This is a genomic window from Rhodococcus sp. SB1D (assembly GCF_048573875.1).
GTDB classification, from domain to species: Bacteria; Actinomycetota; Actinomycetes; order Mycobacteriales; family Mycobacteriaceae; genus Rhodococcus_F; species Rhodococcus_F qingshengii.
Window position 1 is genome coordinate 213,774 of record NZ_JBMAIQ010000003.1, and the last position, 25,022, is coordinate 238,795.

General features: G+C 61.7%; 27 protein-coding genes and 1 pseudogene. 15 read left to right on the forward strand and 13 right to left on the reverse strand.

All coding sequences use genetic code 11. From position 1 onward, the window contains the following. Nucleotides 1–175: 175 nt before the first annotated feature. Together ACN50D_RS09765 and ACN50D_RS09770 are read left to right on the forward strand one after the other, a co-directional pair. A complete protein-coding gene (locus ACN50D_RS09765; RefSeq protein WP_037126255.1) occupies nucleotides 176–652 on the forward strand; it encodes a Zn-ribbon domain-containing OB-fold protein in 477 nt (158 codons plus the stop codon). Further along, nucleotides 649–1,839 (forward strand): lipid-transfer protein, encoded by a 1,191-nt coding sequence (locus tag ACN50D_RS09770; protein WP_030536146.1) that lies wholly within the window; start codon nucleotides 649–651, stop codon nucleotides 1,837–1,839. The genes ACN50D_RS09765 and ACN50D_RS09770 overlap by 4 nt, the downstream gene beginning before the upstream one ends. Nucleotides 1,840–1,869: 30 nt before the next feature. On the opposite strand, the gene ACN50D_RS09775 is transcribed toward ACN50D_RS09770, so the two are convergent. Continuing rightward, on the reverse strand, nucleotides 1,870–2,676 hold the full coding sequence (locus ACN50D_RS09775) for an alpha/beta fold hydrolase (protein WP_064075045.1): 807 nt from the start codon (nucleotides 2,674–2,676) through the stop codon (nucleotides 1,870–1,872). Between the two features lie 99 nt (nucleotides 2,677–2,775). On the opposite strand from ACN50D_RS09775, the gene ACN50D_RS09780 reads away from it, so the two are divergent. Continuing rightward, nucleotides 2,776–3,792, forward strand: coding sequence for a helix-turn-helix domain-containing protein (locus ACN50D_RS09780; RefSeq protein ID WP_230691778.1), 1,017 nt, complete (start codon nucleotides 2,776–2,778; stop codon nucleotides 3,790–3,792). Here ACN50D_RS09780 and ACN50D_RS09785 read toward each other — a convergent pair. Both ACN50D_RS09785 and ACN50D_RS09790 read right to left on the reverse strand, forming a co-directional pair. Continuing rightward, nucleotides 3,777–4,484, reverse strand: coding sequence for an ankyrin repeat domain-containing protein (locus ACN50D_RS09785; RefSeq protein ID WP_307850501.1), 708 nt, complete (start codon nucleotides 4,482–4,484; stop codon nucleotides 3,777–3,779). The two genes, ACN50D_RS09780 and ACN50D_RS09785, sit on opposite strands and share 16 nt — an antisense overlap. 50 nt (nucleotides 4,485–4,534) lie before the next feature. After that, nucleotides 4,535–5,245, reverse strand: a complete 711-nt coding sequence (locus ACN50D_RS09790; protein ID WP_050655023.1) for a FadR/GntR family transcriptional regulator — start codon at nucleotides 5,243–5,245, stop codon at nucleotides 4,535–4,537. 216 nt (nucleotides 5,246–5,461) lie between these two features. On the opposite strand from ACN50D_RS09790, the gene ACN50D_RS09795 reads away from it, so the two are divergent. The 5 genes from ACN50D_RS09795 (at nucleotide 5,462) to ACN50D_RS09815 (ending at nucleotide 13,035) form a co-directional block, all read left to right on the forward strand. Then, nucleotides 5,462–6,901: an aspartate ammonia-lyase gene (locus ACN50D_RS09795; RefSeq protein ID WP_050655022.1), complete on the forward strand. Its 1,440-nt coding sequence runs from the start codon at nucleotides 5,462–5,464 to the stop codon at nucleotides 6,899–6,901. Beyond that, on the forward strand, nucleotides 6,901–8,346 hold the full coding sequence (locus tag ACN50D_RS09800; RefSeq protein WP_211921705.1) for an amino acid permease: 1,446 nt from the start codon (nucleotides 6,901–6,903) through the stop codon (nucleotides 8,344–8,346). The genes ACN50D_RS09795 and ACN50D_RS09800 overlap by 1 nt, the downstream gene beginning before the upstream one ends. A 15-nt stretch (nucleotides 8,347–8,361) precedes the next feature. Further along, the gene (locus tag ACN50D_RS09805) at nucleotides 8,362–9,324 is read left to right on the forward strand and encodes an asparaginase (RefSeq protein WP_063315509.1); all 963 of its coding nucleotides are present in this window, start codon (nucleotides 8,362–8,364) and stop codon (nucleotides 9,322–9,324) included. 175 nt (nucleotides 9,325–9,499) lie between these two features. Then, on the forward strand, nucleotides 9,500–12,199 hold the full coding sequence (locus ACN50D_RS09810; RefSeq protein WP_211921707.1) for a helix-turn-helix transcriptional regulator: 2,700 nt from the start codon (nucleotides 9,500–9,502) through the stop codon (nucleotides 12,197–12,199). A gap of 14 nt (nucleotides 12,200–12,213) precedes the next feature. Beyond that, nucleotides 12,214–13,035, forward strand: coding sequence for a hypothetical protein (locus ACN50D_RS09815; RefSeq protein ID WP_003942972.1), 822 nt, complete (start codon nucleotides 12,214–12,216; stop codon nucleotides 13,033–13,035). Here the strand turns inward: ACN50D_RS09815 and ACN50D_RS09820 are convergent. From ACN50D_RS09820 to ACN50D_RS09830, 3 genes are read right to left on the reverse strand one after another with little or no spacing between them, the layout of a single operon-like run. Beyond that, nucleotides 13,027–14,727 (reverse strand): SulP family inorganic anion transporter, encoded by a 1,701-nt coding sequence (locus ACN50D_RS09820; protein ID WP_211921709.1) that lies wholly within the window; start codon nucleotides 14,725–14,727, stop codon nucleotides 13,027–13,029. The genes ACN50D_RS09815 and ACN50D_RS09820 overlap by 9 nt on opposite strands. Next, nucleotides 14,724–15,437: a GAP family protein gene (locus ACN50D_RS09825; protein WP_042451601.1), complete on the reverse strand. Its 714-nt coding sequence runs from the start codon at nucleotides 15,435–15,437 to the stop codon at nucleotides 14,724–14,726. Before ACN50D_RS09825 ends, ACN50D_RS09820 begins: the two co-directional genes overlap by 4 nt. A 15-nt stretch (nucleotides 15,438–15,452) precedes the next feature. Continuing rightward, the gene (locus ACN50D_RS09830; RefSeq protein ID WP_211921711.1) at nucleotides 15,453–16,112 is read right to left on the reverse strand and encodes a GAP family protein; all 660 of its coding nucleotides are present in this window, start codon (nucleotides 16,110–16,112) and stop codon (nucleotides 15,453–15,455) included. A 258-nt stretch (nucleotides 16,113–16,370) separates the two neighbouring features. Here ACN50D_RS09830 and ACN50D_RS09835 point away from each other — a divergent pair, with 258 nt between their 5' ends. Further along, entirely contained in the window at nucleotides 16,371–16,583 is a 213-nt protein-coding gene (locus tag ACN50D_RS09835; protein WP_003943015.1) for a hypothetical protein, read from the forward strand. 95 nt (nucleotides 16,584–16,678) lie between these two features. Here ACN50D_RS09835 and ACN50D_RS09840 read toward each other — a convergent pair whose 3' ends face one another. Next, a complete protein-coding gene (locus ACN50D_RS09840) occupies nucleotides 16,679–17,095 on the reverse strand; it encodes a DUF7144 family membrane protein (RefSeq protein WP_003943077.1) in 417 nt (138 codons plus the stop codon). 275 nt (nucleotides 17,096–17,370) lie between these two features. On the opposite strand from ACN50D_RS09840, the gene ACN50D_RS09845 reads away from it, so the two are divergent. After that, the gene (locus ACN50D_RS09845; RefSeq protein ID WP_065456526.1) at nucleotides 17,371–17,523 is read left to right on the forward strand and encodes a cyclase/dehydrase; all 153 of its coding nucleotides are present in this window, start codon (nucleotides 17,371–17,373) and stop codon (nucleotides 17,521–17,523) included. A gap of 54 nt (nucleotides 17,524–17,577) precedes the next feature. On the opposite strand, the gene ACN50D_RS09850 is transcribed toward ACN50D_RS09845, so the two are convergent. Continuing rightward, on the reverse strand, nucleotides 17,578–18,249 hold the full coding sequence (locus tag ACN50D_RS09850) for a cation transporter (protein WP_230359221.1): 672 nt from the start codon (nucleotides 18,247–18,249) through the stop codon (nucleotides 17,578–17,580). After that, nucleotides 18,249–18,593, reverse strand: a complete 345-nt coding sequence (locus ACN50D_RS09855; protein ID WP_007730375.1) for an ArsR/SmtB family transcription factor — start codon at nucleotides 18,591–18,593, stop codon at nucleotides 18,249–18,251. The genes ACN50D_RS09850 and ACN50D_RS09855 overlap by 1 nt, the downstream gene beginning before the upstream one ends. Nucleotides 18,594–18,717: 124 nt before the next feature. On the opposite strand from ACN50D_RS09855, the gene ACN50D_RS09860 reads away from it, so the two are divergent. Next, the gene (locus ACN50D_RS09860) at nucleotides 18,718–19,488 is read left to right on the forward strand and encodes an acyl-[acyl-carrier-protein] thioesterase (protein ID WP_003943026.1); all 771 of its coding nucleotides are present in this window, start codon (nucleotides 18,718–18,720) and stop codon (nucleotides 19,486–19,488) included. On the opposite strand, the gene ACN50D_RS09865 is transcribed toward ACN50D_RS09860, so the two are convergent. Further along, nucleotides 19,479–20,075: a CHAP domain-containing protein gene (locus ACN50D_RS09865; protein ID WP_030536161.1), complete on the reverse strand. Its 597-nt coding sequence runs from the start codon at nucleotides 20,073–20,075 to the stop codon at nucleotides 19,479–19,481. The two genes, ACN50D_RS09860 and ACN50D_RS09865, sit on opposite strands and share 10 nt — an antisense overlap. 131 nt (nucleotides 20,076–20,206) lie before the next feature. On the opposite strand from ACN50D_RS09865, the gene ACN50D_RS09870 reads away from it, so the two are divergent. The 4 genes from ACN50D_RS09870 to ACN50D_RS09885 all read left to right on the forward strand — a co-directional run bounded on the left by ACN50D_RS09870 (nucleotide 20,207) and on the right by ACN50D_RS09885 (nucleotide 23,407). Next, on the forward strand, nucleotides 20,207–20,722 hold the full coding sequence (locus ACN50D_RS09870; protein ID WP_007730367.1) for a toxin-antitoxin system HicB family antitoxin: 516 nt from the start codon (nucleotides 20,207–20,209) through the stop codon (nucleotides 20,720–20,722). Between the two features lie 65 nt (nucleotides 20,723–20,787). Beyond that, nucleotides 20,788–21,663, forward strand: coding sequence for a DUF4097 family beta strand repeat-containing protein (locus ACN50D_RS09875; RefSeq protein WP_211921713.1), 876 nt, complete (start codon nucleotides 20,788–20,790; stop codon nucleotides 21,661–21,663). Between the two features lie 14 nt (nucleotides 21,664–21,677). Next, nucleotides 21,678–22,619: an ATP-binding cassette domain-containing protein gene (locus ACN50D_RS09880; RefSeq protein WP_211921715.1), complete on the forward strand. Its 942-nt coding sequence runs from the start codon at nucleotides 21,678–21,680 to the stop codon at nucleotides 22,617–22,619. Next, nucleotides 22,616–23,407: an ABC transporter permease gene (locus tag ACN50D_RS09885; RefSeq protein ID WP_054780764.1), complete on the forward strand. Its 792-nt coding sequence runs from the start codon at nucleotides 22,616–22,618 to the stop codon at nucleotides 23,405–23,407. Before ACN50D_RS09880 ends, ACN50D_RS09885 begins: the two co-directional genes overlap by 4 nt. On the opposite strand, the gene ACN50D_RS09890 is transcribed toward ACN50D_RS09885, so the two are convergent. From ACN50D_RS09890 to ACN50D_RS09900, 3 genes and pseudogenes are all read right to left on the reverse strand, one after another. Next, the gene (locus tag ACN50D_RS09890) at nucleotides 23,362–24,156 is read right to left on the reverse strand and encodes a 2-phosphosulfolactate phosphatase (RefSeq protein WP_211921717.1); all 795 of its coding nucleotides are present in this window, start codon (nucleotides 24,154–24,156) and stop codon (nucleotides 23,362–23,364) included. The two genes, ACN50D_RS09885 and ACN50D_RS09890, sit on opposite strands and share 46 nt — an antisense overlap. Nucleotides 24,157–24,168: 12 nt before the next feature. After that, complete coding sequence (locus ACN50D_RS09895) at nucleotides 24,169–24,363, reverse strand: hypothetical protein (RefSeq protein ID WP_249343070.1); 195 nt, start codon at nucleotides 24,361–24,363, stop codon at nucleotides 24,169–24,171. Between the two features lie 250 nt (nucleotides 24,364–24,613). Continuing rightward, nucleotides 24,614–24,997: pseudogene (locus tag ACN50D_RS09900) on the reverse strand (transglutaminase); the annotation flags it as partial. Nucleotides 24,998–25,022: the final 25 nt, after the last annotated feature.

The window sequence follows — 25,022 nt, forward strand, 5'->3', positions numbered from 1 at the left end:
CCCGCCTGCAGACTCGTCTGCCCGGCGGGGCCGTCTGCGTTCCGGCAACGTCCCACTCAGCGAAAATTTTTGCCCGTCAGCGGCCGAAATCGTGTAATACTGCAACCTGTTCCAGTAAGCGGCACAGCGGGCCCACGATCCCCCGGATCAGGCTCGCCAACCAGATGAGGATTGCATGAGCGAGACTGCAACGCCGGCGCCGAACGGGAGTGTGACGCCTGCAGTAGAGGGTTGGTTCACCACCGGCGACGAACCTGCTCTGATCGGCACGAAGTGCCAATCCTGCGGCACCATTTCCTTCCCTCGTGAGGCGACGTTCTGCAAGAACCCGAGCTGCTTCAGCGAGGAGTTCGACGATGTGGAACTCTCCCGTAGCGGCACTGTCTGGTCGTACACCGACGCGCAATACCAGCCCCCGCCGCCATACATCCCGCGCTCGGATCCGTACGAGCCTTTTGCTCTCGCAGCAGTCGAACTGCCCGAGGGCATCGTCATCCTCGGCCAGGTGGCCGACGGATTCGGCGTCGACGATCTCAAGGTCGGCAATACCGTCGAATTGGTTGTCGAGCCGCTGTACACCGACGAAACCGGAGTACGTACGACGTGGCGATGGAAGCCTGTCGCCGCAGCTGATCAGGAGTTGCAGTCATGAGCAAGGACGTCGCAGTACTCGGTGTCGGTATGCACCCCTGGGGCAAGTGGGGGCAGTCGTTCGTGAAATACGGCGTTGCGGCCGCTCGCGCCGCGCTCGCCGATTCGGGTGTGAATTGGCAGGATGTCGACTTCATCGTCGGCGGCGAGACCGTCCGCAACGGCTACGGCGGATACGTCGCCGGAGCCACCTTCGCGCAGGCACTCGGCTGGAACGGCGCTCGCGTCGCCACGTCGTACGCCGCGTGTGCGACGGGAGCCCAGGCACTCGACACCGCTCGCGCACGAATCCTGGCCGGCCTCAGCGAAGTTGCCCTGGTCGTCGGCGCCGACACCACGCCGAAGGGCTTCCTCGCTCCCGTCGCCGGTGAGCGTTGGGACGACCCGGACTGGCTGCGCTTCCGCCTCATGGGTATGACCAACCCGGCGTACTTCGCGCTCAACGCGCGTCGTCGCATCGACCTCTACGGCGCCACCGCGGAGGATTTCGCCAACGTGAAGGTCAAGAACGCCAGGCACGGGCTGAGCAATCCGAATGCGCGCTACCGCAAGGAAGTCACCGTCGAGAACGTGTTGGCCTCCCCCGTGGTGTCCAATCCCCTTCACCTGCTCGACATCTGCGCGACGTCCGACGGCGGCGCCGCAATCTTGCTGACGTCGATGGAATACGCCCGCAAGATGGGCATCGCGGAACCTGTTCGCATCAAGGCTATTTCGACGGTCACGCCGACGTTCCCCCAGACGATCATGGACATGCCGAACTTCTCCACCGATTCCAGCTCCGCCGTTCCCGCTCCGGAGCGCACGTTCAAGGAATCCATCGGCTACGCCGCATACGAAGAAGCCGGGATCTCTCCCGAGGACGTCGACGTCGCCGAAGTCTACGACCTCGCTACCTCCGTGGAACTGGACTGGATCGAAGACCTTGCCCTCTGCAAGCGGGGCGAGGCCGAGCACCTCCTGCGTGCGGGTGACACCAGTATCGGAGGCCGCATCCCGGTCAATCCGTCCGGCGGTCTCGCGTGCTTCGGCGAAGCCGTTCCCGCACAGGCACTTGCGCAGGTGTGCGAGCTCACTTGGCAGCTTCGTGGACAGGCCGAAGGCCGTCAGGTCGAAGGCGCCCGCATCGGTATCACCGCCAACCAAGGTCTGTTCGGACACGGCTCCTCGGTAATCGTTTCCGCCTGACCCTGTTCTACTTTCGTGGCGGTCGCACACTCACCCGTGAGCGGCCGCCACGATCACGTCTGCCACTGCCCCTGGCCGGGAAACCAGCGATGCGTGCGAGGTCGGGAGTTCGCTGGTGTTCGCGCCCATCCGGTTTGCCATGAACCGCTGCGCCGATGCTGGGATCACGCGATCCTCACCGGCAACCAGATACCAGCTCGGTGTGTTCGCCCACGACGGTGGCCCGCCGAGCTCGAGGTTCGCCCACAAAGCCGCAGACTTCTGATGCGCCAACATCGTTGCCGCTGTCTCGTCGGAAACATCCTGAGCGAAGACGGAATGGAAATACTCGTCCGTGACGTAGCCGTCGACGTTCTTCCCGCCGATCGCGTGAGGATCGTCGACGATCTTCAATCCCAGAGCCGGAGGAAGCAATTGGCTGCCAGGAAACCTGATGGGATCGATCGTGATCTGCACCGGCTCACCCTGAACCGGAGCAAACGCCGCGATGTACACCAACGACTGCACCTTCGGGTCGTGAACATTGGTGATCACCGCGCCGCCGTACGAGTGTCCGACGAGCACGACAGGTCCGTCGATGTCCGCAACCGTCTTCTCGATCACGGACGCGTCGTAAGCGGGCCCGCGTAGAGGATTGTCCGGCGCCACGACGCGATAGCCACGCGAACGTAGGTCGGCGGCAACGCCGTCCCAACTGGTCGCGTCGGCAAAAGCGCCGTGGACGAGAACGACGGTTGGCTTGGGGCTCGCCACCGCAGCGCCGGAGCCGAAGATCACTCCAGCCGCGACTGTCATGAGTAACGCCAGAACTGCGGTGAATACACGTGAGATCTTCATGCGTTTCCTTCACTCTCGTCGAAAAGCGAGAAACTGCGGTAGGCCGGGACACGCCCGTTTCGATCCTAGAAATACCTGCTGCGACGGACGTGACTGTCCGTGCAGACTTTTGAGCTCACACTGCACAACTTCTGGTTGAGCGTCCGCATCGCGGGGTATCAGGGCTGCATGGCTTTGCTCTTGGATACTTCCGTGTTGGAGCCTGACCAACGCGCGGACGCCTTTGTCGACGCGATGGGTCGTGCCTCGGTCCCGTGTGCAATCCACTTGGAGAACCCGGAACGGGTGAGTGCGAGAATGAACGTGTGGAACCTCGGTGCAGCATCACTGTTCCGCTCCGAGTCGACCGGTATGCGGTTGACCCGAACACCACGTCACGTCCGGTCCGCGTCGATGCCCGTCCTTGCGATTGCCCTGCAGGAGATCGGGATCGGCCATCTAGATCAGCACGACGAACAACGCAGAGTGCCCGCCGGTGAGCTGTTGATGACGGACCTGACGTCGACCTACGATTTCTCCTGGCCGGGAACGGGCGCTTCCCAGTGCCTCTACGTTCCGATGGATCGGCTGGGACTGCCGATCGACACCGTGCGGGACGCAGCTACCCGGCCTCATCACAGCAATCTGTACCCCGTGATGATCGCGCACGTTCGTGAATTGTTCCGCAGCGCCGCTCTGTTGGAGACCGATCCTGCCGCCGAACAATTGGGCGAGGCCTCGATCGAACTCGCACGTGCTTTGGTCGCTTCGATCGCACATGCGAATCCTGACGCATCCGCTCCGAGATCGGCCCTTGCCATGACTTCGATCCGTCGATACATCCGTGAACACCTTCACGATCCGACACTGAATCCCGCACGAATTGCTCACGCCCACAACATCTCACTGCGACAGCTGTACAAGATCTGCTCGGACAACGGCTTTCGGATCGAACAGTGGATCATCACCCAGCGCCTGCAGAAGGCTCGGGACGAACTGGCTCGACCCGCTACCGTCGATCTGCCGATCGCGACCGTTGCGCACCGGGCGGGGTTTGTCGACGCCGGACACTTCAGCCGACGCTTTCGACAGGCCTACGGGCTGAGCCCGACTCGTTGGCGTCAGCTCCGCGATTGAAGCAGCGCCACAACGTCTGACTGACCACGACTTTCGGCATTGTCCAACGCGGTCTTCCCCGATGCATCGCGGATCGAGGGATCTGCCCCCGCGTCGAGAAGCTGAGTGATCACATCGATATAGCGCGCCGAACCATCGCCGTACACAACGGCTTCGAGTAGCGCCGTCCACCCGGGATCGTTGACGTGATTGACCGGAACCCCGGCAGCGATCAGCATCCGGACGCTCTCGACATGCGCGTGTTCACTCGCGGGAATCAGCGCCGTACCGCCGTAACGGTTCACGCTGTCGACGTCCGCGCCGTGGGCGAGCGTGAGCGCCAGAATCTCGTTCAAACCCTCGGCTCCGGAATACAGGAAGGCCGAATCCTGCATGGAATCCTTCGCGTTCACGTCTGCTCCGGCAAGAATCAACGTAGAAGCCGCAGCGACAGCGTCGTTCTTGGCGGCCTCGACGAGTGGAGTCCGTTCGCCCTCGCCGCGAGCTTCGATGTTCGCGCCCGAAGCCAGGGCCGCGGTAACAGCTGCGGGATCATTGCGGTCCACCGCATCGAAGAGCGCCCGTTCGGATTCCGGGGTCGATGGCGGCTTTACGCCCGTAATCGATACAGCTGCCGCTGTCGTCGCTGACGCGGCGATCGTCGACGTCACCGGGGTGTCGGACGAACTGCAGCCGGCCAACGCCCCGGTCACTGATACCGCGAGGATAACGCAGACGAGGGCAGACCTACCCGGAAGCGCCGTCACAGCGGATTACTTTCTTGGACAAGAGTTTCAAGCGTCATCCTGACGGCGTCGAGATGTTCGGCCATCGCTCTGGAGGCGTGGTCGTAACTGCCGGATGCGATTCCTTCGACTATTCGTTCGTGTTCCTCGTTCGACCTTTCCTGGCGACCGGCAACAAGATTGAGTGTCTCGGACTGCCTTGTCAACGCTTCACGAATATCGACGATTACCGACTCGAAGACCCGATTCCTACTGGCTTTCGCGATCAGTCCGTGGAACTGCGCATCGAGTGCGACCCATACGAGCGGATCATCCTCGTCACGCATCTGCTGGACCAGTCCGCGGAGGGCCGTCAGTTCCTCCGCTGTGTGCCGTTGGGCAGCCCATCCTGCGGCCGGAATTTCGACATGCGGCCGCGCTTCGACCAACTCGTTGGCCGCGTAGCTGCCGAAGTCGAGGTCTCGCGCTATCGAATCGCTGACGACGAAGGTGCCGAGCCCGGATTTCGTCTCGGTGAGCCCGAGGGCATGGCACGAGCGCAGGGCTTCACGGATGACCGATCGACTGACCCCGTGTCTTTCGGCCAGGGACGCCTCGGACGGGAGACGCTCTCCGACTGCCAGTTCGCCGGAGGTTATTGCGGCACGGAGGTCGGCGAGAACCGCCTCGGCAGCACTCACCCGCGAGGCGACGGGTCGCCTGGTGGCCCAGCTGTCTGACAGGTTCATGCCGTCATTGTTGCGACTGCCGAAGACCCGCGTCAAACATCGCACCTGATGAAGGGTTGACGTGCCGGAGTGAGCGAGGTAACAATTACACCTGTCAGACAGCCTGATAGCCCGATAGCTGGGCGGGACTACTACTCGACCGTCAGCGCTGCGATCCCGAAATACACCCACCGCGCAGAGTGATGCTTGCGCGAAGAGACACGAGGAATTGATCAAGTGCTCGAAACGCGAACAGAACACGATCTGCTCGGCGATCGCGAGGTTCCAGCCGATTCGTACTGGGGTATCCACACCTTGCGCGCAATGGAGAACTTCCCGATCACTGGTCGAACAATCGCCACGAACCCGCATCTGATCCGCGGCATCGCTTACGTCAAGTGGGCCGCAGCCAGCGCAAACGAAAAGCTGGGCATCCTCGACCGCCCGCGCGCGGAGGCCATCTCACAGGCATGCAAGGAGATCGTGGACGGGCGGTGGCACGAACAGTTCGTGGTGGACGTCATCCAGGGTGGCGCCGGCACGTCGACGAACATGAATGCGAACGAGGTCATCGCCAATCGCGCGTTGGAAATCCTCGGCCACCAGCGCGGCGACTACGAACGGCTTCACCCCAATGAACACGTGAACCTGAGCCAATCGACCAACGACGTCTACCCCACGGCCGTGAATATCTCGACGATCTTCGCGATCGATGACCTGCTGGATGCACTTCTTACACTCCAGAACGCATTCACGACCAAATCTCTTCAGTTCGCCGACACAGTGAAGATGGGACGCACCCAACTGCAGGACGCCGTGCCGATGACCCTGGGTCAGGAGTTCGGGACCTACGCGGTCATGATCGAGGAGGATCGGGCGCGTCTGGCTGAGGCCGCTCTTCTCGTTCACGAGATCAACCTCGGTGCGACTGCTATCGGCACTGGCCTCAACGCACCCGCCGGCTACGCCGAGGTGGCCTGTTCCGACCTGGGCGCACTGACCGGACTGCCGCTGGTGTTGGCAACGGATCTTGTCGAAGCGACCCAGGACGTGGGCCAGTTCGTCCACCTCTCCGGCGTCCTCAAGCGGGTCGCTGTGAAGTTGTCCAAGGTGTGCAACGATCTCCGGCTGCTCTCTTCGGGCCCGCGAGCCGGATTGAACGAGATCAATCTTCCACCGGTGCAGGCAGGTTCGTCGATCATGCCGGGCAAGGTCAATCCTGTCATTCCCGAAGTCCTCAATCAGGTCGCGTACGAAGTCATCGGCAACGACGTGACGATCACGATGGCTGCGGAATCCGGTCAGCTCCAACTCAACGCTTTCGAGCCGATCATCGTGCACTCACTGTCCGAAGGAATGCGACACCTCGGTGCGGCTTGCCGCATTTTGGCGGACCGGTGCGTACTCGGCATCACGGCTAACACTGAACTGCTGCGCGCCCGAGTCGAAGACTCCATCGGCCTCGTCACCGCGCTCAACCCCTACATCGGATATACCGCGTCCACTCGGATCGCCCAGGAGGCGTTGATTTCCGGGCGTCGCGTCGCCGATCTCGTAATCGAAGCCGGCCTGCTCGACCGCGAGGAACTCGATCGGTTGCTCAGCCCCGAACATCTCGCCAATCTCCGCGTTTCGGGGGAGAAGCCTCATGCCACCGCTGTTGCGGAGGAGGTTTGATGACCGTCGAACGGGAAGAGACAGGCCGCGCCGAAGTTGCCACTGAGGAGGATCTCGGATATCAGAAGGCGCTCGGCCCCAGACAAATTCAGATGATCGCGATCGGTGGCGCGATCGGAACCGGCCTTTTCATGGGGGCGGGAGGGCGACTACAACAGGCGGGCCCGGCCTTGGTTCTCGTGTACGCGCTGTGCGGATTCTTCGCGTTCCTGATCCTGAGGGCGCTCGGCGAACTGGTGATGCACCGACCGACTTCCGGATCCTTCGTTTCCTACGCACGCGAATTCTTCGGCGAAAAGATGGCTTTCGCTGCGGGCTGGTTGTACTGGATGAACTGGGCAATGACTGCCGTGGTCGACGTCACGGCTGTGGCGTTGTACATGGACTTCTTCAAAAAGTACTGGGCGCCACTGGGACACATCGATCAGTGGATGTTCGCTCTGATCGCGGTGTTGCTGGTTCTCGGACTGAATCTCGTGTCCGTGAAAGTCTTCGGAGAGTTGGAGTTCTGGTTCGCGTTGATCAAGGTCGTGGCCTTGACCGCATTCCTCGGGTTCGGTGTCTATTTCGTACTCTTCGGCACGCCCATCGAAGGGCATTCCTCCGGATTCAGCCTGATCGCCGACAACGGTGGGCTGTTCCCCAACGGAATACTGCCGGCAGTCGTGGTGATTCAGGGCGTCGTGTTCGCCTACGCTTCAATTGAACTCGTGGGGACCACGGCTGGAGAGACCGAAAATCCCCGGAAGGTGATACCCAAGGCGATCAACACAGTGATCATTCGGATCCTCGTCTTCTACGTGGGGTCGGTCCTGCTGCTCTCACTGTTGCTCCCGTACACCGAATACCACGCCGGTGAAAGTCCATTCGTCACATTCTTCGGTTCGATCAACATCCAAGGCGCAGATGCGATCATGAATCTGGTCGTTCTCACGGCGGCGTTGTCTTCCCTCAATGCCGGATTGTATTCGACCGGACGAATACTCCATTCGATGGCGACGGCCGGTTCGGCGCCTGCCTTCGCTGCCAGAATGAACAAAGCCGGAGTGCCGTACGGGGGAATCGCACTCACCGGCGTGGTCATCCTGTTCGGCGTCGGGCTCAATGCTGTTGTCCCAGCGCAGGCCTTCGAAATAGTCCTCAATCTTGCGGCACTGGGCATCATCAGTGCATGGGCGGTAATTGTGCTGTGCCAGTTGAGGCTCTGGCAACTTGCGAAACAAGGCAAAGTCACTCGCCCTTCCTTCCGCATATTCGGCGCACCGTACACCGGGATCGCGACACTGGTCTTTCTTGCGGTCGTTATCGTGTTGATGGCATTCGACAACCCCGTTGGAACGTGGACCGTCGGATCCATCGCGATCATCGCACCGCTCTTGATGATTGGTTGGTACGCCGCCAGGAATCGTATTCGCGAGTTGGCCATCCACCACCCCGCAGCTTGACGTGAAAGGACCACAGTGTCGAAAGTCGCAGTTGTCACTACCGGTGGCACCATCGCCAGCACCCGGGATGCGCATGGAATCAGCCGGCCCGCAATCACCGGTGCAGATCTGGTCGGCAACGAGCAGGCCGACATCGAGCTTCGAGTCGTCGACGTGATGTCGAAGGACAGCTCGAGCATGACCTTCGCGGACATGGATCGTGTTCGCGACGCCGTAGCCGATCAATTGAAAGATCCCGGACTCGACTCGGTGGTCGTGCTTCACGGCACCGACACGATGGAGGAAACTGCGTTCTTGTTGGACCTGCACCACGACGACCAACGCCCGGTGGTCTTCACCGGCGCGCAGCGCACTTTCGACCATCCCGAATCCGACGCTCGTTCGAATCTCGCCGCGGCGATCTCAGCCGGACTGGACATCTCGTCACACGGGCGTGGTGTCCTCATCGCCTTCGGCGGTTCGGTCCATCCAGCCGCAGGTACGCGAAAGTCCGATACGACGGCACTCGATGCCTTCCGCCGCGTGCACATCGATCCGCTCCTGCTGCGTACTCCCGAACCATTGCCGTGGCATCCGATTTCGGACACCCGCGTCGACATCATCGCCGTGTATCCCGGGGCAGACCGCGTACAAATCGACGCCTGCGTGCACGCCGGGGCGCAGGGACTTGTTCTCGACGGACTCGGTTCGGGAAATGCCAATCCGACGATAGTCGAGGCCGTACGAGACTGCGTAGGCGCTCACATTCCGGTAGCCGTGACAACTCGGGTGCCCTCGGGGCCAATCTCCCCGGTTTACGGTGGCGGTGGTGGCGGGCACGACTTGATCGCCGCAGGCGCTGTGTTTTCCACCGATCTTCGAGCCGGGCAGGCACGTGTACTTCTGGCAGCCTTGTTGTCAGATCCGGATCTCGTGGGCCTGGAAAAGGTATTCGACCGCTATTCGAGGTTTGCTCGCACCCCGCCGTTCGGGCGGTAGAACTGGCGACACCATTCATTGTTCGAAATTCACTTCACTAAATCAGGGACTTTGGTCCGAATTTTCGACTTGGACGCTTATTTGGTGTCCGAATTGGGTAGTTTCACATCATCTAACTCGTTCAAAATTTCGATCCAGCGGTCACGTCCAGTGCAGCCAGTCGAACAGGAGTCGGATGAGCAGCCCATTTCGTGATGCCGCTGCAGTAACGCTCGACGCGGCTCACCGCGTCGGGCAAGCGCACGTGCCAGGCGCCGCACTCAACGGTCGTTTTCACCCGCCAACTGCCGTGAAAGGACTGGTCGCGCGTCCGCGCCTGCACCGCAAACTCACCGCATCCACTGCCACCAAAGGCTCAGGCCCCGGGCCTGTCGGGTTGCTCTCGGCTCCGGCCGGTGCGGGGAAGACCCTACTTCTGGCCGATTGGGCTCGCGAATATTCTCGAGCCTCCCCTGATGTTGCGCTGGCCTGGCTGACGTTGGCCGAGCGCGACAACAACGTGTCGATACTGTGTGAATCCCTCGCCGAGGCGATCGCGACCTCCGTCGATGCGGCCGGCCAGAGGCTCCCCGTGCAGACCGGATCCAGGCCGCCCGTCGAGCAGTGGCTCGCGCACTTTGCGGAAACCCTCGAAACGCACGAGCGCCGAACAACGTTGATCCTCGACGACGTTCACACCCTCCACGATCCGATGTCGATCGGTCTCCTCGATCGGATACTCACACAGACCCCGGGCAACCTGTCGATTATCGTTGCCGCCCGCTACGAACCACCGCTCACCTGGCATCGTCTGGCTCTCGACGGCCGACTCACCCGCTTTGCATCCACCGATCTCGCTTTCGATCGCTCCGAGATCACCGCGATATTCGGCGAGTACGACATCACGCTGCGCGACGACGAACTCGCAATCGTCGAGAACTTCACCAAGGGGTGGGGCGCCGTCGTTCGGCTGACCGCCGCGTTTCTGGCCGGCCGCAGTGACATCGGCGATGCACTGAACGAGTTCACGCACACACCCCGCCCGATCGCCGACTTTCTCGTCGACGAGGTACTGACGTCCTTGCCCGAACATGTCACCTCGTTCATGTTGCGAACATCGGTAGTCGATTCTTTCTCCGCCCAACTGGCGGAAACTCTGACGGACTCGAACGCTCGATCCGAGATCGACTCGCTGATTCAGTTCAACTTCCCCGTGACCCGTACCGATTCCGCCGACCACACAACGTGGTTCAGCTATCACCCTCTCTTGCGCGAGCACCTTCGGGCAGAGTTCCGTCGCGTCGATCACGTCGAGAGAAACCGCGTACACCTGCGAGCAGCAAGCTGGTTCGAAAGCAATCACTTCGAACTCGAGGCGCTCGAACTCGAGGTGTCGATCGGAGACCCACACCGCATTCTCGCGTTTCTCGAACGCTGCGGGCTGGGCCTCGTACTCGACGGGCACTGCGGGGACGTCGTGCGAGTCCTGGAATCGGTGTCGACGCAGGTTTCGGAATCCCCGATCACCCGACTGGTGCTGGCGGCGGCCGCCCTCCACTCCGGTGACGTGACCTCGGCGACCACGTGCCTCGATCTTCTCGAGGCAACTCATCCACCGATTGCAGAAGATCCATTGTTCCTGGCGATGAGCCTGGAAATCTCCTGCGTTACGGCGACTTCCGACAACGAGCCGCTGGCGGCACGTCTGGAGCGGCGCCAGAAAAGCACCCACTCCGACATCGAAGCCTACGCACACATGGAATTGGCGACGGCACACTTACTGCGACGTGAGTTCGACAGGGCGACTGTCGAATACACTCAAGCCGTCGCACTCGGGACAATACGGGGCAGGGCGCGATTCGTCTTGAAGTCGCTGACCGGACTGGGCTACGTAGCTTCTCTCAGCGGAGACATCGGGGCGATGAGGGCTCACTCCGTCTACGCTCTCGACTACGCGGTCGAACATCGCATCACGACGACTGCGGAGTACGAGTTGTCCGCGTCGGTGGCCGCCTTTGCCACATATCTCTGCGCTTCGAGCGAACTCCCGTACCGCATCCCGACAATCGGAAACTACCGGAGCACAGACGTTCTCGGCGCCAGCGCGCCGGTGTTCGGGTGGCACTCCGTCGTAACCTTCGGCCTTCACAGTCTCGACGGCTCGACCGACCGACGCTCGACCGCCGCCGATGTCCGCGACGCGATGCTCAGCGCGATCGAATTACGTACCTTCGCGTTCGCGACCTTGGCTCTTCTACCACCCGTCGTCCACGCATGCCTTTCCGTCGGCGAGGTGGAATGGGCAGCGAGACTCGTGCGTGACGCAGCCGATCAATTCGGAGAAACGTCGGAGATACATCTCGCACGGGGTGCCGTCGCCTTCTCGTCCAACAAGTTCGCGGAAGCACTCGTCGAAGTTTCCGAAGCTCTCGGGTCCTCCGAAATCCCGTTGCTCGCACATCACGTCTACGCCTGGACACTCGAAGCCGGGATCCACGCTGCAACAGGTCACGAGCGCAAGTCGTTTCGCTCCCTCCACAAAGCGCTGCGCGCCGCGGAAGCCGGTAGCCTGCTACGCCCCTTCCTCGACTACGGCGCATCCCTGCGGCCGGTGTTCGACGAGTTCAGTGGACATTTCGGCGATCAGGAAGCATTTGCCGAACAGGTACGTAGCCGCATTCGCCCACAAGAATTGGTGAGTGCACCGATCCTCACGCCAGGCGAATACACCGTGCTCCGTGAACTGGCTTCCGGAGACACCACCGAGTCCATTGCCGACACGCTGTTCCTTTCCGTCAACACCATCAAGACGCATCTTCGCGGGATCTATCGCAAGTTGGAAGTGAGCAACCGACGCGACGCGCTCAAGGCTGCGCGACGCGGCGGACTCATCTGAGCAAGACTGCTTCCATGCCCCCGAAGCTGTATTCCGATACGCGCGATCGATTGACCGTGTGGGCGAGACGTACACCCAGTCGACGGTTGGCGACTGATGCAACCATCGGGGTCTTCGAAGTCGGGCTCGTGGACAGCGCCATGACTTTGGCGGCCCAGGCCTTTACGTCATTGCTCCCGGTCATGATTGCAGCGTCGACCTTGGAGAAGCTGAAGCCGTTGGCTGATGCCGCCAAAGACGACCTCGGCGTCCAACTCCCCGACACCGTATTGACCAGTACCTCTACCGCGGCAGCGTTCGGGATTGTCGGCTTGCTCATGCTGCTGATCAGTTCCACGTCCTACGCTCGCGCTCTCGGCCGGATGTACGGACGGATCTGGAGCGTGCCGACGGCGACACTCCGTCAGGCGTGGCGGTGGTTCGCGGTAGTGTGCGTCGTGGCCGCGTCGGTGGTCGGTGCGGCCCTGTGCCGTGAACTGAATGGTGTTCCGGGAGTGGGCAGAGTCCTGGAATTCACAGCGGTCTACGTCGTGTGGGCACTCGTGTGGACAGCCGTGCCCATGCTGCTGACGGCCAATCGCATGACCACTCGAATGTGCGTCGGGTCAGGATTGCTCACCGCGACGGGCCTGACCGGACTGCACGTGGCCGGCACTCTTTTCCTCCCCCGAATGACAAAGACGTCGCAGGACGAGTTCGGTCTTCTGGGCGTGATGTTCACCGTCATCGGCTGGCTGTTCATCTTCTCGGCCATCGTGGTTGTCGCGTCGTCGATCGTCGGATCAGTGGCCAAAGATTCCGGTCCCCTGGGAATCTGGCTACGGACATCACGCTGAGGTGTTGTCTCGACCTGCAAGCGCTTTCGAGACGGTCGGATAGACGTCGACCTTCAGCGCGCCCTGGTCGGCACCGGACAGAACGTCGCGGAACTGCCCGATGTCGCGTGCCACTCGGAAGCTCACATTTCTGCGTGCCAACGAATCTCGAAGCTGAGCCAACATCTGCGCAGCGCTGACGTCGATGAACGGTGACGTCTCGGCGTCGAGAACGACCATGGTGGTGCCGGCGGTCACCAGACCGGTGATCTGATCACGCACGTGATCGGCATTGGCGAAGAACATCCCCGCTTCGACCCTGACCACTACGACGCCGTCGAGTGTCTTCAGATCAGGATGCCCACTGATGTCGACCCAGCGCGTGCCGTCCTTGGCCAGAGCGGCCACGTGCGGTTTGGAGACCCGATACAGGAGCAGCAACATCGAGACGGCGATTCCGATGATCAGACCGGGCAACGTGTCGAAGAGGAGAACCCCGAACATCGCCGCGATCGCCGCCGCGAAATCGGCCCGGGCAGCGTGCCCGTAGATACTGCCCAACCTCTTCGTCCACACCCGGTACAGCGCTGCGAGGGAGGAGAAATCGACCAGTTCGATCACTGCTGCGATGACCACAGCCGAGAGCGTCGCCTCTGGCAACTTCTCGAACAGGCCGGTGAGAAACAGCAGTGTCACCAGCGTCAGCGCCGCGACCACCAGTCCGCTGACCTGAGATTTGGCGCCCGCTCCTCCGTTGACGGCGGTCTTCGACAGGCTGCCGTTGACCACCATTCCCGAGCAGAGACCCGATCCGAGATTGGCCGCACCCAGTCCTGCCAGTTCACGATTGGCGTCGATGGTGTAGCCGGCCTTGGCCGCGTATGTCTTTGCAGCGCCAAGACCTTCGGCGAAACCGATGAGCAGAACGCCGACCGCCGGTCCGACCAGGTCGAGGTAGTCCTCGGCTCCCACACCACTCGGCAGACCCATCGACGGCAGGCCCGAGTCGATGTGTCCGACAATGTCGATGCCACGATCGTCGAGGCCGAACAACGCTACTGCGGTAATGCCCAGCAGCACGACGAGGAGCGAACCCGGTACGAGCGGAAGCCATCGCTTGACGCCCAGGACCATTGCCAGGCTGAGCAATCCGATGATCACGGTCGGTAGGTCGACCTCACCCAGTTCCTTCACCACTGTCCACGTCTGGACGAAGAAGTTTCCCTCCCCCTTGGCCACGCCCAGGAGTTTGGGTACTTGACCGATGATGATCGTGAGCGCCAGACCGACGATGAATCCCTTGAGAACCGGCTCGGAGATGAAGGACGCGATGAATCCGAGGCGCATGAATCCTGCGAGCAGTCCGACGAGCCCGGTCGCGATCGCCAATGCCGCCGACAGCGCGATGAATCGGCCGTCGTTTCCTGAAGCCAATGGCGCAATCATCGCCGCGGACAACGCTGCGGTCGCCGACATCGGCCCGACGATCAGATGGCGCGAACTGCCGGCTGCTGCATACAGAATCAATGACGGAACCGCAGCATAAAGCCCGACCACCGGCGGAACTCCGGCGATGGTGGCGTACGCGAGCGCTTCCGGAACAAGGACAGCCCACACCGTAAGGCCCGCAATGATGTCGGGGCGAAGCCAAGCGCGTTGATAGTCGGACAACGATCCGAAGACCCACCAGGTCCGCGTGTGCGGAGCACTCATAGTCCTTGCACCCCTTTACTGATCTGCATCGCCGCGATCAGGACGAGGAGCCCGACGTTCAGCAAGTGCGTGTTGGTGGCTATCCAGGTGCGGATCTTCAGCAGCGGTTCGGTTGCCTCGTCCTTCTTGATCAGCAGGAGGGCAACAGGTACCGCGACCGAGGTCACGGACACCAGCGAGAAGATCACGGCCGAGACGATCTGCGACGTCGGTGCCACGGTGCTGAGACGAAGGTTCATCGCTGCTGCGATGGCACACGACATGTCGATGGGGTTGAGAACGAACAGCGCGAAACCGAGCACACCGGATCGCATTGGTTGGAAGTGCTCAACCGATTGCAGCATCTTCGGCAGCTGAGGGGCCGCAGCCACAACGTCGCCAGGGGCAACTGCAGCCGCCATCGCCTGAACCCCGCGACGACTGCGTGAGTAGACGAACCAGGCACCCGCCAGCAGAGTTGCCCCGAGAACGAGATGGATGATGGGCACCCACAGCGGAGGGTGTGTGCGCTGATGAACCTGGAGTGCGGTCAAGATGACGTACGAACCGGCCAGCGCGACAACTATTCCGAGATACCACCCGATCAGGTACGCAATGCTGTTGATACGCGCTCGTTCGGAAAACAGTACGGCCACAACGGCGACAACCGCCAGCGGGCTCATGATGATCCCGAGCGCCAGCGGGATCTGTTGCAGTAGCAGCGATCCCATAACCACCTCCAGTTGTCAGAGACCGCCGATGCCCTTGCCGATGAGAACAACACCGATAACCAGGATCAACACACTCATCACCGTGGCGTTGTTTTCCTGCAACCACACCTTCAGCTTGGCCAGCGGACCACGCAGTCGCTCCGCGGCAACGAGGTAGCCGATCACGGGCACGCACACTGTGCAGGCCGCGATGATCGTGAAAACCAGAATGGCGACAACAACTTCTCCGGAGCCCAATGACGCGGATCCGATCGAGATTCCGGCCGCGATACACATCATCAGATTCTTCGGATTGATCGCAGCCAGAGCGAAGCCCAAGCCGAGGCCTTTGACAGCGGTCATGTCATCGATGGCGTGCATCCACTTCGGGGTTTCGTGCTCGCCTCCGCGTCCGCGCCATTGCTTGACTCCGAACGCAAGAAGCAATACACCCAACGCCAGCTTGATCCACGACACTGCCGCTGACGGATCACCTTCGGAGTCACCGAGCTTGCTGGACAGAAGCACGAAGATCACGGTGGCGACGACGATTCCCAGTATCCAGCCCAGCGCGAACCCGACGCTCGTGCTGCCGGCACGCTTGGACAACAACATCAAGATTGCCGCGATGATCGGGATCGGCGATACCGCAACGCCGACCGCGAGGGGTAACAGATCCCCGATGACAGATCCCATGCCGACCTCTTCTCTCTCCCGGTCGACACTAGGGGTGGCGACTCTGCGGAGCCTCACACAAAAGGGATGAACGGACCCGCGACGACATTCACCCGTAGGGGATGACGCCCCGAGCGCGTACGCGAGTAAGACTGGATCTCACGGATGCGGAGTCCTGGATCGGGCAGCGACGCCGATTGCACTTGACGACATGCGATTTCGAGGCTCGGAGCGCTGCCTTCTCGAACCTCATGGCCCTACGAAATGGAGCGGATACTGATGAATGCTCCCACTCGGTATCAATTCCTCATCGACGGCGAAGTGTCGGACCGCGTCAAGGCCGCATTTCCTGAACTCAGTGTCGCCAGTGCCGCCGGCGGGTTCACCAGTTTGTACGGACCCGTCGCGGACCACACGGCTATGCGGAGCATCATGGCCCGTCTCGATTCCCTCGGCCTGACCGTCGCCGAAATGCGTCGACTCCCAGACTGATTCGAGCCACACCCTGTCGAATTGTCCCACGCACGAGCGATGGTCCCGACCGAGTCGACTCGGTCGGGACCAACTGCTCTCGGGTTGTTCGGTGCCTAGACTCTGTCCCTGTCCCAGGTCGCGACCGCCCAGATCACAACGACATCGAGCGCGATGACCAGGATCGACCACAGTGGGTAATACGGCATCCACAAGAAGTTGGCGATGATCGAGAGCGACGCAATGACGATTGCCGCCGCCCTGGCCCACACTGCACCGGTGAAGAGGCCGAGGGCCACCACGATCCCGATGATGCCCAAGATGATGTGGATCCAACCCCACGTCGTGATGTCGAACTTGTACGTGTAGTTGATACCCACGACAAACAGATTGTTGTCGGCAACGGCCGCGATGCCCTGAAGCAGAGCGACAATGCCTGCGGTGAGCAGCAAAATTGCTGCTGCAAACGTCGTACCTACCGCGAAACCCTGCCGGACAGGGTGATTCGCGGGTTCCCGCGGTGGAGCAGTCATCAGCGTTCCTTTCGACAGAATGCACTTCCCTTACTCAGTCTCGAGGGGCGGGAAGGCGAAAACATCACCCGTCGCGGATGAACCGCAGGTCACCGACCCGTACCCGCTTGCCGGGATCGCAAACCTAACCGAGCACCCCTTTCACCGAGTGAGCACCCTCTCTGACGCGCTGCAGACGGTGTTCACTCAACTGAACCTGTGCTCACTCAGCAGCAGCCGCACTCGTCATCGCTCTCCGACACGTCTTCGACGTTCAGCCGGATGGGTGGACGCGGATGCATGACCGCTTCACGGTTACGGCCCCCTTCGGAGTGCTCGGACACCTGGCACTGAGGTTGGCTGTCGGCCCGTATCTGCGGCGCCTTCTCGAGCAACGCGCCGCGCACATCAAGGGCCGCGCAGAAGTCGGCACGCCTTTCATCGAGTGAACACCCGCTCTGACGCACCGCAGCGAGTGCTCACTCGACAAAACCTGTGTTCACTCAGCAGCAGTCGCACTCGTCACCGCTCTCGGGCACAGCCACAACCGGGCAGCACGGATCGCCCTTCCACGCGTTGATGCCTTCTTTCACCGCGATGACGGCGATGACCAGTGCAGCAATCGGGTCCGCCCACGACCAGCCGAGCAGCGAGTTGAGCAGCAAACCGACCAACAAGACAGCAGAGAGGTAAGTGCAGAGCAGCGTCTGCTTCGAATCCGCGACCGCCGACAGCGAACCCAACTCCCGACCGGCTCGGCGTTGCGCATAGGACAGGGCCGGCATGATCGCCAAACTCACCGCAGCCAAGAGTATTCCGACGCTCGTGTGCTGAGCTTCCCCCAGACCGAACAGCGACCGAATCGCGTCGAACGAGACATACGCAGCGAGCCCGAAGAACGAGAATGCGATCACTCGCAGTGCCGCCTTCTCACGGCTCGTCGGATCCGGCGCCGAGAACTGCCAGGCAACAGCTGCCGCCGAGGACACTTCGATCACCGAATCGAGGCCGAAACCGAACAGTGCTGCGGACGACACTCGTGTGCCCTCCGCCAGCGCGATGATCGCTTCGACGACGTTGTAGCTGATCGTGATCGCCACGAAGATGCGAATTCTTCTCGACAAGAGCGCACGCCGGTCAGTCGAGAGCCCGACACCGTCAACGGGCGCAACCATCAGCAGCACCCCTCTGATTCGCTGTCCGGGCAGTACGACGGATCCACCGCGAGTACGACCCCGAGCAGGTCGTCGAGGGCCCGACCGATATGTACATCGGCGAGTTCGTATCTGGTCCGGCGCCCTTCCGGGACGGCCACCACCAAGCCACAACCGCGCAGGCACGCCAGATGGTTGGACAGCTTCTGCCTGGTCACAGCCAGCGTTTCAGCGAGGTCGGACGGATACCGCGGTGCGGTCTTCAGTTCGAGCAGTATCCGTGTCCGAGTCTCGTCGGACAGTGCATGCCCGAACCTCGCAAGCACCGCCACGTTGGTCACCACATCTACGCCCTCGATATCCATACGTGCGACAGTACATCGAAAACTGGATTCAGAAAACGATGAACTCCGATGGTTCAAGATCCCACCATCGGGTAACGCAAGCGTGAAGCCACCCAACCAAGCGAACACCGGGAGCCCACATCCGATGAACCGTACAAAAGTCGACGACCACGTAGCGATGGCCGAACTACCGACAACCGGAAGCATCTTCCAGGCCTCGTGGCCGGTGCGTACGGGTGACATCCACACCGACAAACAACTGCGCCTCGACGCGATCGCGCGCTACCTCCAAGACGCGGGCTTCGACAATCTCGTCGACCGCGGCGCCATGGATACACACCCGCTGTGGATGGTACGAAGAACGGTGATCGATGTACTCGAACCGGTCGTCTGGCCGGATCGAGTTCACCTGCAGCGCTGGTGTTCAGGCCTGTCGAACAAGTGGTGTTCGATGCGAGTTCGCATCAGATCCGATGGCGGCGGGTTGATCGAAACCGAGGCGTTCTGGATCAACATCGACCCGAAGACGGGAATGCCGGCATCCATCAGTGAGAAGTTCACCGCTGCCCTGGCATCGACGGCCGTGGACCAGCATCTTCACTGGCGTCGGTGGATCGACCCGACCCCGGACACGACGCCGTCAGCGGATACGCCGTTCCCGTTGCGCTCGAGCGATTTCGACCCCTTCGATCACGTGAACAACGCAATCTACTGGCAGCCCGTGGAAGATGCGCTGCCCGACAGATTACGAAGCGGGCCCTTTCGCGCGATCCTCGAGTACACCCAGCCCATCAAGAGAGGTGAGCAGGTGAGCGTGCGAACCGGCACGAACACGCTGCACATCGACGCAGGCGACGAGGCACGTGCGTCGGCGCGGTGGTTCGCCTTGTCTCCGAAGAGCAACGATCAGGGGTGAAGTTTTCCGAATCCCACGACGGCAGAGTCGGATTGCCAGTCCAGATCATGAACCCGCACCTTGCCGAACTCGTTGCCGCCAACCGTGATCGCAGAGTTGCCGTCCACTGCCACAACGATGTTGGTGTGCTGACCGACCCATCTCGAACTGTCGTAGATCACCACATCACCCACATTCGGGGTGTACCCGCTGCCGTTCTCGGCGTACGCGCCGATCCCTTGGTAATACTCCTGCAAGGTGTACACCCCCGGGATGCGCCAACTTCCGGAGTTCGGGTTGGACAACGGTCGACCCGCTTCCCTCATGATCCAGCTGACAAAGTCGGCGCACCACTCTTCGTCGATGCCGTCGGAATAGAAGGTGCCCGGACGGTCCTGCTCATGCTCGGATTGCAGTAGCTCGAGCACCCGACCTTGATCAGACGTGAGCGCACTCGCGTCCACCGCCGGGAACTCAGCCGTGTCCCAGGGCAGGTACCGCGATGGTGCGATCGCGACGACCACCACCCCAACCACGATCACGACGCCGAGCACCCCGGCAATCCAGAGCACGATGCGGCGTCGGCGGTTCGATTCGGCAGGACTCACCCTTACGAGTGTGCCAGCCTGCCGCGAACCGAATCGCCGGCCACCCCGATGACCTGGCAATTCTCACCAAATTCACACGAATGTGCCACCAAACTATTGCGGTGGCACCAAAGTGGTGCCATAGTGATGCCATGGACTTGACACCGTACGTAGACAACCTTCGCCACGAACTCGCGGTGGCGGCCGAAGCAGGCGGAGAAGACGCAAAGGCACTCGCCGATCGTTTGACCGCACCGCTGGAATCAGCAGTGCGACTCACCCTTCTCGACGCATTGTCTGCGGCAGCCGCCGAGATCACGCGTGACCTCGCCCCGGGTTCGGTGGACCTGCGCCTGCGGGGACGCGAACCCGAATTCGTGGTGGCACCAGCCATCAGTGAACCGGTTCCAGCCCCCGTCGAAGAGGACCCGACTCCGGCACCGCGCCCCGTCACGGAGTCCGACGACGCCTCGATGACTCGAATCAACCTGCGGCTGGGGCAAGACCTCAAAGACCGGATCGAGGCGGCGGCCCGGGAAGCCGGTATCTCCGTCAACGCGTGGCTGGTTCGCTCGGCTGCAACGGCTCTGGAAGGCGGCGCGAACAGAAGCACTCCGAGACAGCGCACGTCCCAAGGTTCCGAAAGCTTCAGCGGCTGGGTGCACTGACACCGGCTTCATCTTTCGCGCCACCCTCTTTCATCAACCGAGACAACCTCATCGGGAGTATCACCATGCCTACATTCAGCACACCTGACCCCATCACCTTGAACTTCGACGTGGCAGTCGCACACATCCGGATCACGGCGAGCAGCCGCAACGACACTGTCGTGGAAGTGTTGCCCAGCAACTCGTCTCGCGAGGTCGACGTTCGAGTCGCCGAACAAACGCGCGTCGAATTCGCAGGTGGCCGGCTGCAGATCAAGACTCCGAAACAGCGCGGCCTCGGCATCTTCGGGAAGGCAGGATCTGTGGACATCTCCGTTCAGCTTCCCTCCGGCTCGGAACTCGAAGGCACTGCTGCAGTTGCCAGCCTCCGTAGCGAAGGCACTCTCGGACGATCACGGGTGAAGGTTTCCGCGGGCGATTGCACACTGGAAACCACCGGGCCGCTCAACGTCAGCACCGGGGCCGGCGCGATCATCGTCGAGCACGTGGCCGGTGACATCGACACGAGCACCGGGTCCGGAAGCATCCGCATCGGCCGCGTCGACGGCAACGCGGAGGTCAAGAACTCCAACGGCGACATCAACATCGGCACGATCACCGGCGCACTGAAGGCGAAGACCGCCAACGGCAGTGTCGCCGTCGAGCACGCCGAATCCGACGCGAGCGCCGCAACCGCCAACGGCGACATCCGTTTCGAGACCATCGAGAGTGGAGTCGTATCCGCCAAGACGGCCGCCGGGCGAATCCATATCGGCGTTCGATCCGGAACCGCCGCACGATTCGACGCTCATACGTCCTTCGGCCGCGTCGACAACCAGATGAATGCCACGCACGGTCCGGCTTCCACTGAACGCCGGGTAGACGTCCGGGCACAAACCAGTTACGGCGACATCGTCATTCGACGTTCGGAGCCTCGAGAAGAATCCAACAAGAAGATCTAGCGAAAGGAACGCTGATGTCCCGTAAACCAGCCATCACCGCGACGGGCCTGAAGAAGGCCTACGACGACAAGACGGTACTGGACGGAATCGACATCTCCGTCGACCGCGGAACCGTCTTTGCACTCCTCGGCCCCAACGGCGCCGGCAAGACCACCATCGTGGAAATCCTCTCGACCCTCGTTCCCGCAGACGGCGGCGACATCCGCATCGCCGGGTACAACCCTTCCGACGATCCTGACGCGGTGCGTTCGCGTATCGGTGTCACCGGACAGTTCTCGGCGGTAGACGACTACCTGTCCGGCGAGGAAAACCTTCTCCTCATGGCCGATCTTCACCACCTCGGCAAGGACGAACGACGCACTCGCACTGACGAACTCCTGGAGAAGTTCGATCTGATCGACTCCGCGGACAAGCTGGCGTCGACCTACTCGGGCGGCATGCGTCGACGGCTCGACCTGGCAATGACGTTGATCGGGCGGCCGGAGATCATCTTCCTGGACGAACCCACCACCGGTCTCGACCCCCGGAGCCGACGCACCATGTGGCAGATCATCCGGGAGTTGGTCAAGGGCGGTGTCACCATCTTCCTCACGACGCAATACCTCGAGGAAGCCGATCAGCTGGCCGACCACATCGCCGTCCTCGATCAGGGACGGATCGTCGCCCAAGGTACGGCAGCGGAACTCAAACGGCACATTCCCGGCGGCCACATTCGTCTTCACTTCTTCGACCGAGATCAGCTCGATTCTGCTGCAGCTGTTTTCGACGAATCATCACGTGACGATGCCGCCTATGTCCTCCAGGTCCCCAGTGACGGGGGTGTCCGCTCGCTGCGCTCTCTTCTCGACCAACTCGACGCTCACTCGATCGACGTCAAGGAACTCTCCGTGCACACACCCGACCTGGACGACGTGTTCCTGACTCTGACCGCCACCGAAAGGACCGACGCGCGATGACCACCATGACGCTTGCCTATCAGGACTCGAAAACCATGCTGCGTCGCAGCATTCGACACATCCTTCGATATCCGTCGATGACGGTGATGCTCGTCGGAATGCCAGTCGTTTTCCTACTGCTGTTCGTCTACGTGCTCGGCGGAACGCTCGGGAACGGCCTCGGCCCCGGCGGTGGCGGTCGAGCCGAGTACGTCAATTACGTTGCACCGGCGATCATTCTGATGACCGTGGCATCAGCGGCACAAGGTACTGCCATCTCCGTCGCAACCGATATGACCGCCGGGATCATTGCACGATTCCGAACGATGGCGATCACGCGCACGTCCGTCCTGACCGGTCACGTTCTCGGCAGCCTCCTTCAGACGATCGTGAGCCTCGTTGTCGTCATCGCCGTAGCGATAGCCGTCGGCTTCCGGCCCACTGCAGGCTTCGTGGAGTGGGCCGCGACGTTTGCACTCCTCGTCCTGGTCTCCATCGCCATGATCTGGTTGTCGGTCGCCTTCGGCCTCGTCAGCAAGAGTGTCGAGACGGCCAGCAACCTTCCAATGGTGTTGATCCTCTTGCCGTTCCTGGGAAGCGGCTTTGTCCCCACCGACTCGATGCCGACCGTGTTGCGATGGTTCGCCGAGTATCAGCCGTTCACTCCGATCATCGAGACTCTTCGAGGACTTCTTCTCGGCGAAGCCATCGGAAACAACGCGATACTCGCGATCGGATGGTGCGTCGCAATCACCTTCCTCTCCTACCTCTGGGCACGGAGTTTGTTCAACCGACGCCCGGTGCGCTGACCTCGAAACACACGATCTTCGAGAACGGGTACGGTGTCGCTGTCGTCGAGTTCCGAGGCGATGGCGACGTCGTGTGGAAACCCCATGGCGATCAACTCACGTCCTGAGGCACAGTCCCGCAGGCGGTCCTCGTACGAATCCGCCACCGCCGCCCACGCATCCGCCGCCATCCGAGCCTCGGGCGATACGTGGCCGTCCCAACCAGCAGCGTTCAGCGCCGTGACAACCGCACCGGCACCCCACAGATCCTCCACCGCCGGGCGCAACTCTCCACCGGGCCACTTCTCCCCGGATGCGACTATCGCAACCCGCGGTCCCGGACCATGTTCGTGCACAATCCAATCCGCGACGGCATAAGCGTTCCTCAAGGAAGCGCCGACACACACCGCAACCTCGGACGCCAACGCAAACGCGATAGTCGACCCGTTCGGAGACGGCAGCACCAGCCGACTTGGCGCCTCGGTCTCGCGAATCGTCTGGGGAGACAGACTGATCTGACCCTCTCTGGCCACACTTCGCCGTACAGCCAGAACCGCATCGGCATCACGCGCGTAGTCGACCGCACTCTCGTCATTCCAGGAAAAGGGAAGTACGTCGATTCCCGCGTCGGCGGCGACGCTCAGCGTGGTCGTGAACGAGAGGACGTCGACCACGACGGCTACATCGACGCCGGCAGCAATCGCTTCGGCGCCGCGCAACCCCCAGTCGAATCGAAGTCCGTAATCGAGTTGGCGATGCTCCGGATTCATCGCACCAGCATCTCAGAAACGAATCAGCTTGTCCGGCACGCGCAAGTCATCGTGCTCGTACAGTGCTCGCACGGCAACGGGATCGTCGGCGGCGCACACCGCGGCGATATCGTCCAACAGTAGGTCGTAGTCGGCGCCTGTCTTTCCGTCGTAGGCGTCCGTCATACGACCCCACTCGTCCCACGGCAGGGTTTCGACCTTGTTCATCGCGGCGAGATCCTTCACTGCGTTGCCGCGGATCTCGGCAGGCCCCCCAGTTCTCGGTGCCGTACACCCCGAACTGGGACGCGTCGATCTCGCCGCGTCGATATGCCAGCCACGCCTCACCACCACTGAGGAATTCTCCCGGCTGCAGATCATGGGCGTGAGGAAGGACGTTCTGTCCGAGGATCTCGGAATCGATGCGGATCCACCGCTTGCCTGCGTCGTCCCAGTACTCGGTGATCCAGTGGTCCACGCCCTGTCCCGGTTGAAAGTAGGTGGCGAAACCACAACGGACCCGGGCGGCAAAACCGCGGTAGCGCAGAAACGCACAACTCAAAACTGCAAAGTGCCGACAGGTTCCGACGACCCGATTGTCGGGTTCACGGGCGGAGGTCACCGGTGCCGGATCGAGCGCAAGCAGGCGTTGGAGCAGAACGCTTGCCGGCCGGATCTGGTTTTCGTCGAATCGGTCGGCAGGCAGATTCAGCGACTGAGCATCGGTGGGTTGGACCACCAGGTACGGCACTACCCGGCATATTTTCACGGGGTCGGTGGAGAGCGACTCGAGGGCGAGCGGGTCCACTCCATCGATGCGGGTGAACGGTCCTGCTGATGTGTAGTCGAGAACCGCCGTCATGGGCGGACGTTAACAAACACTGCCG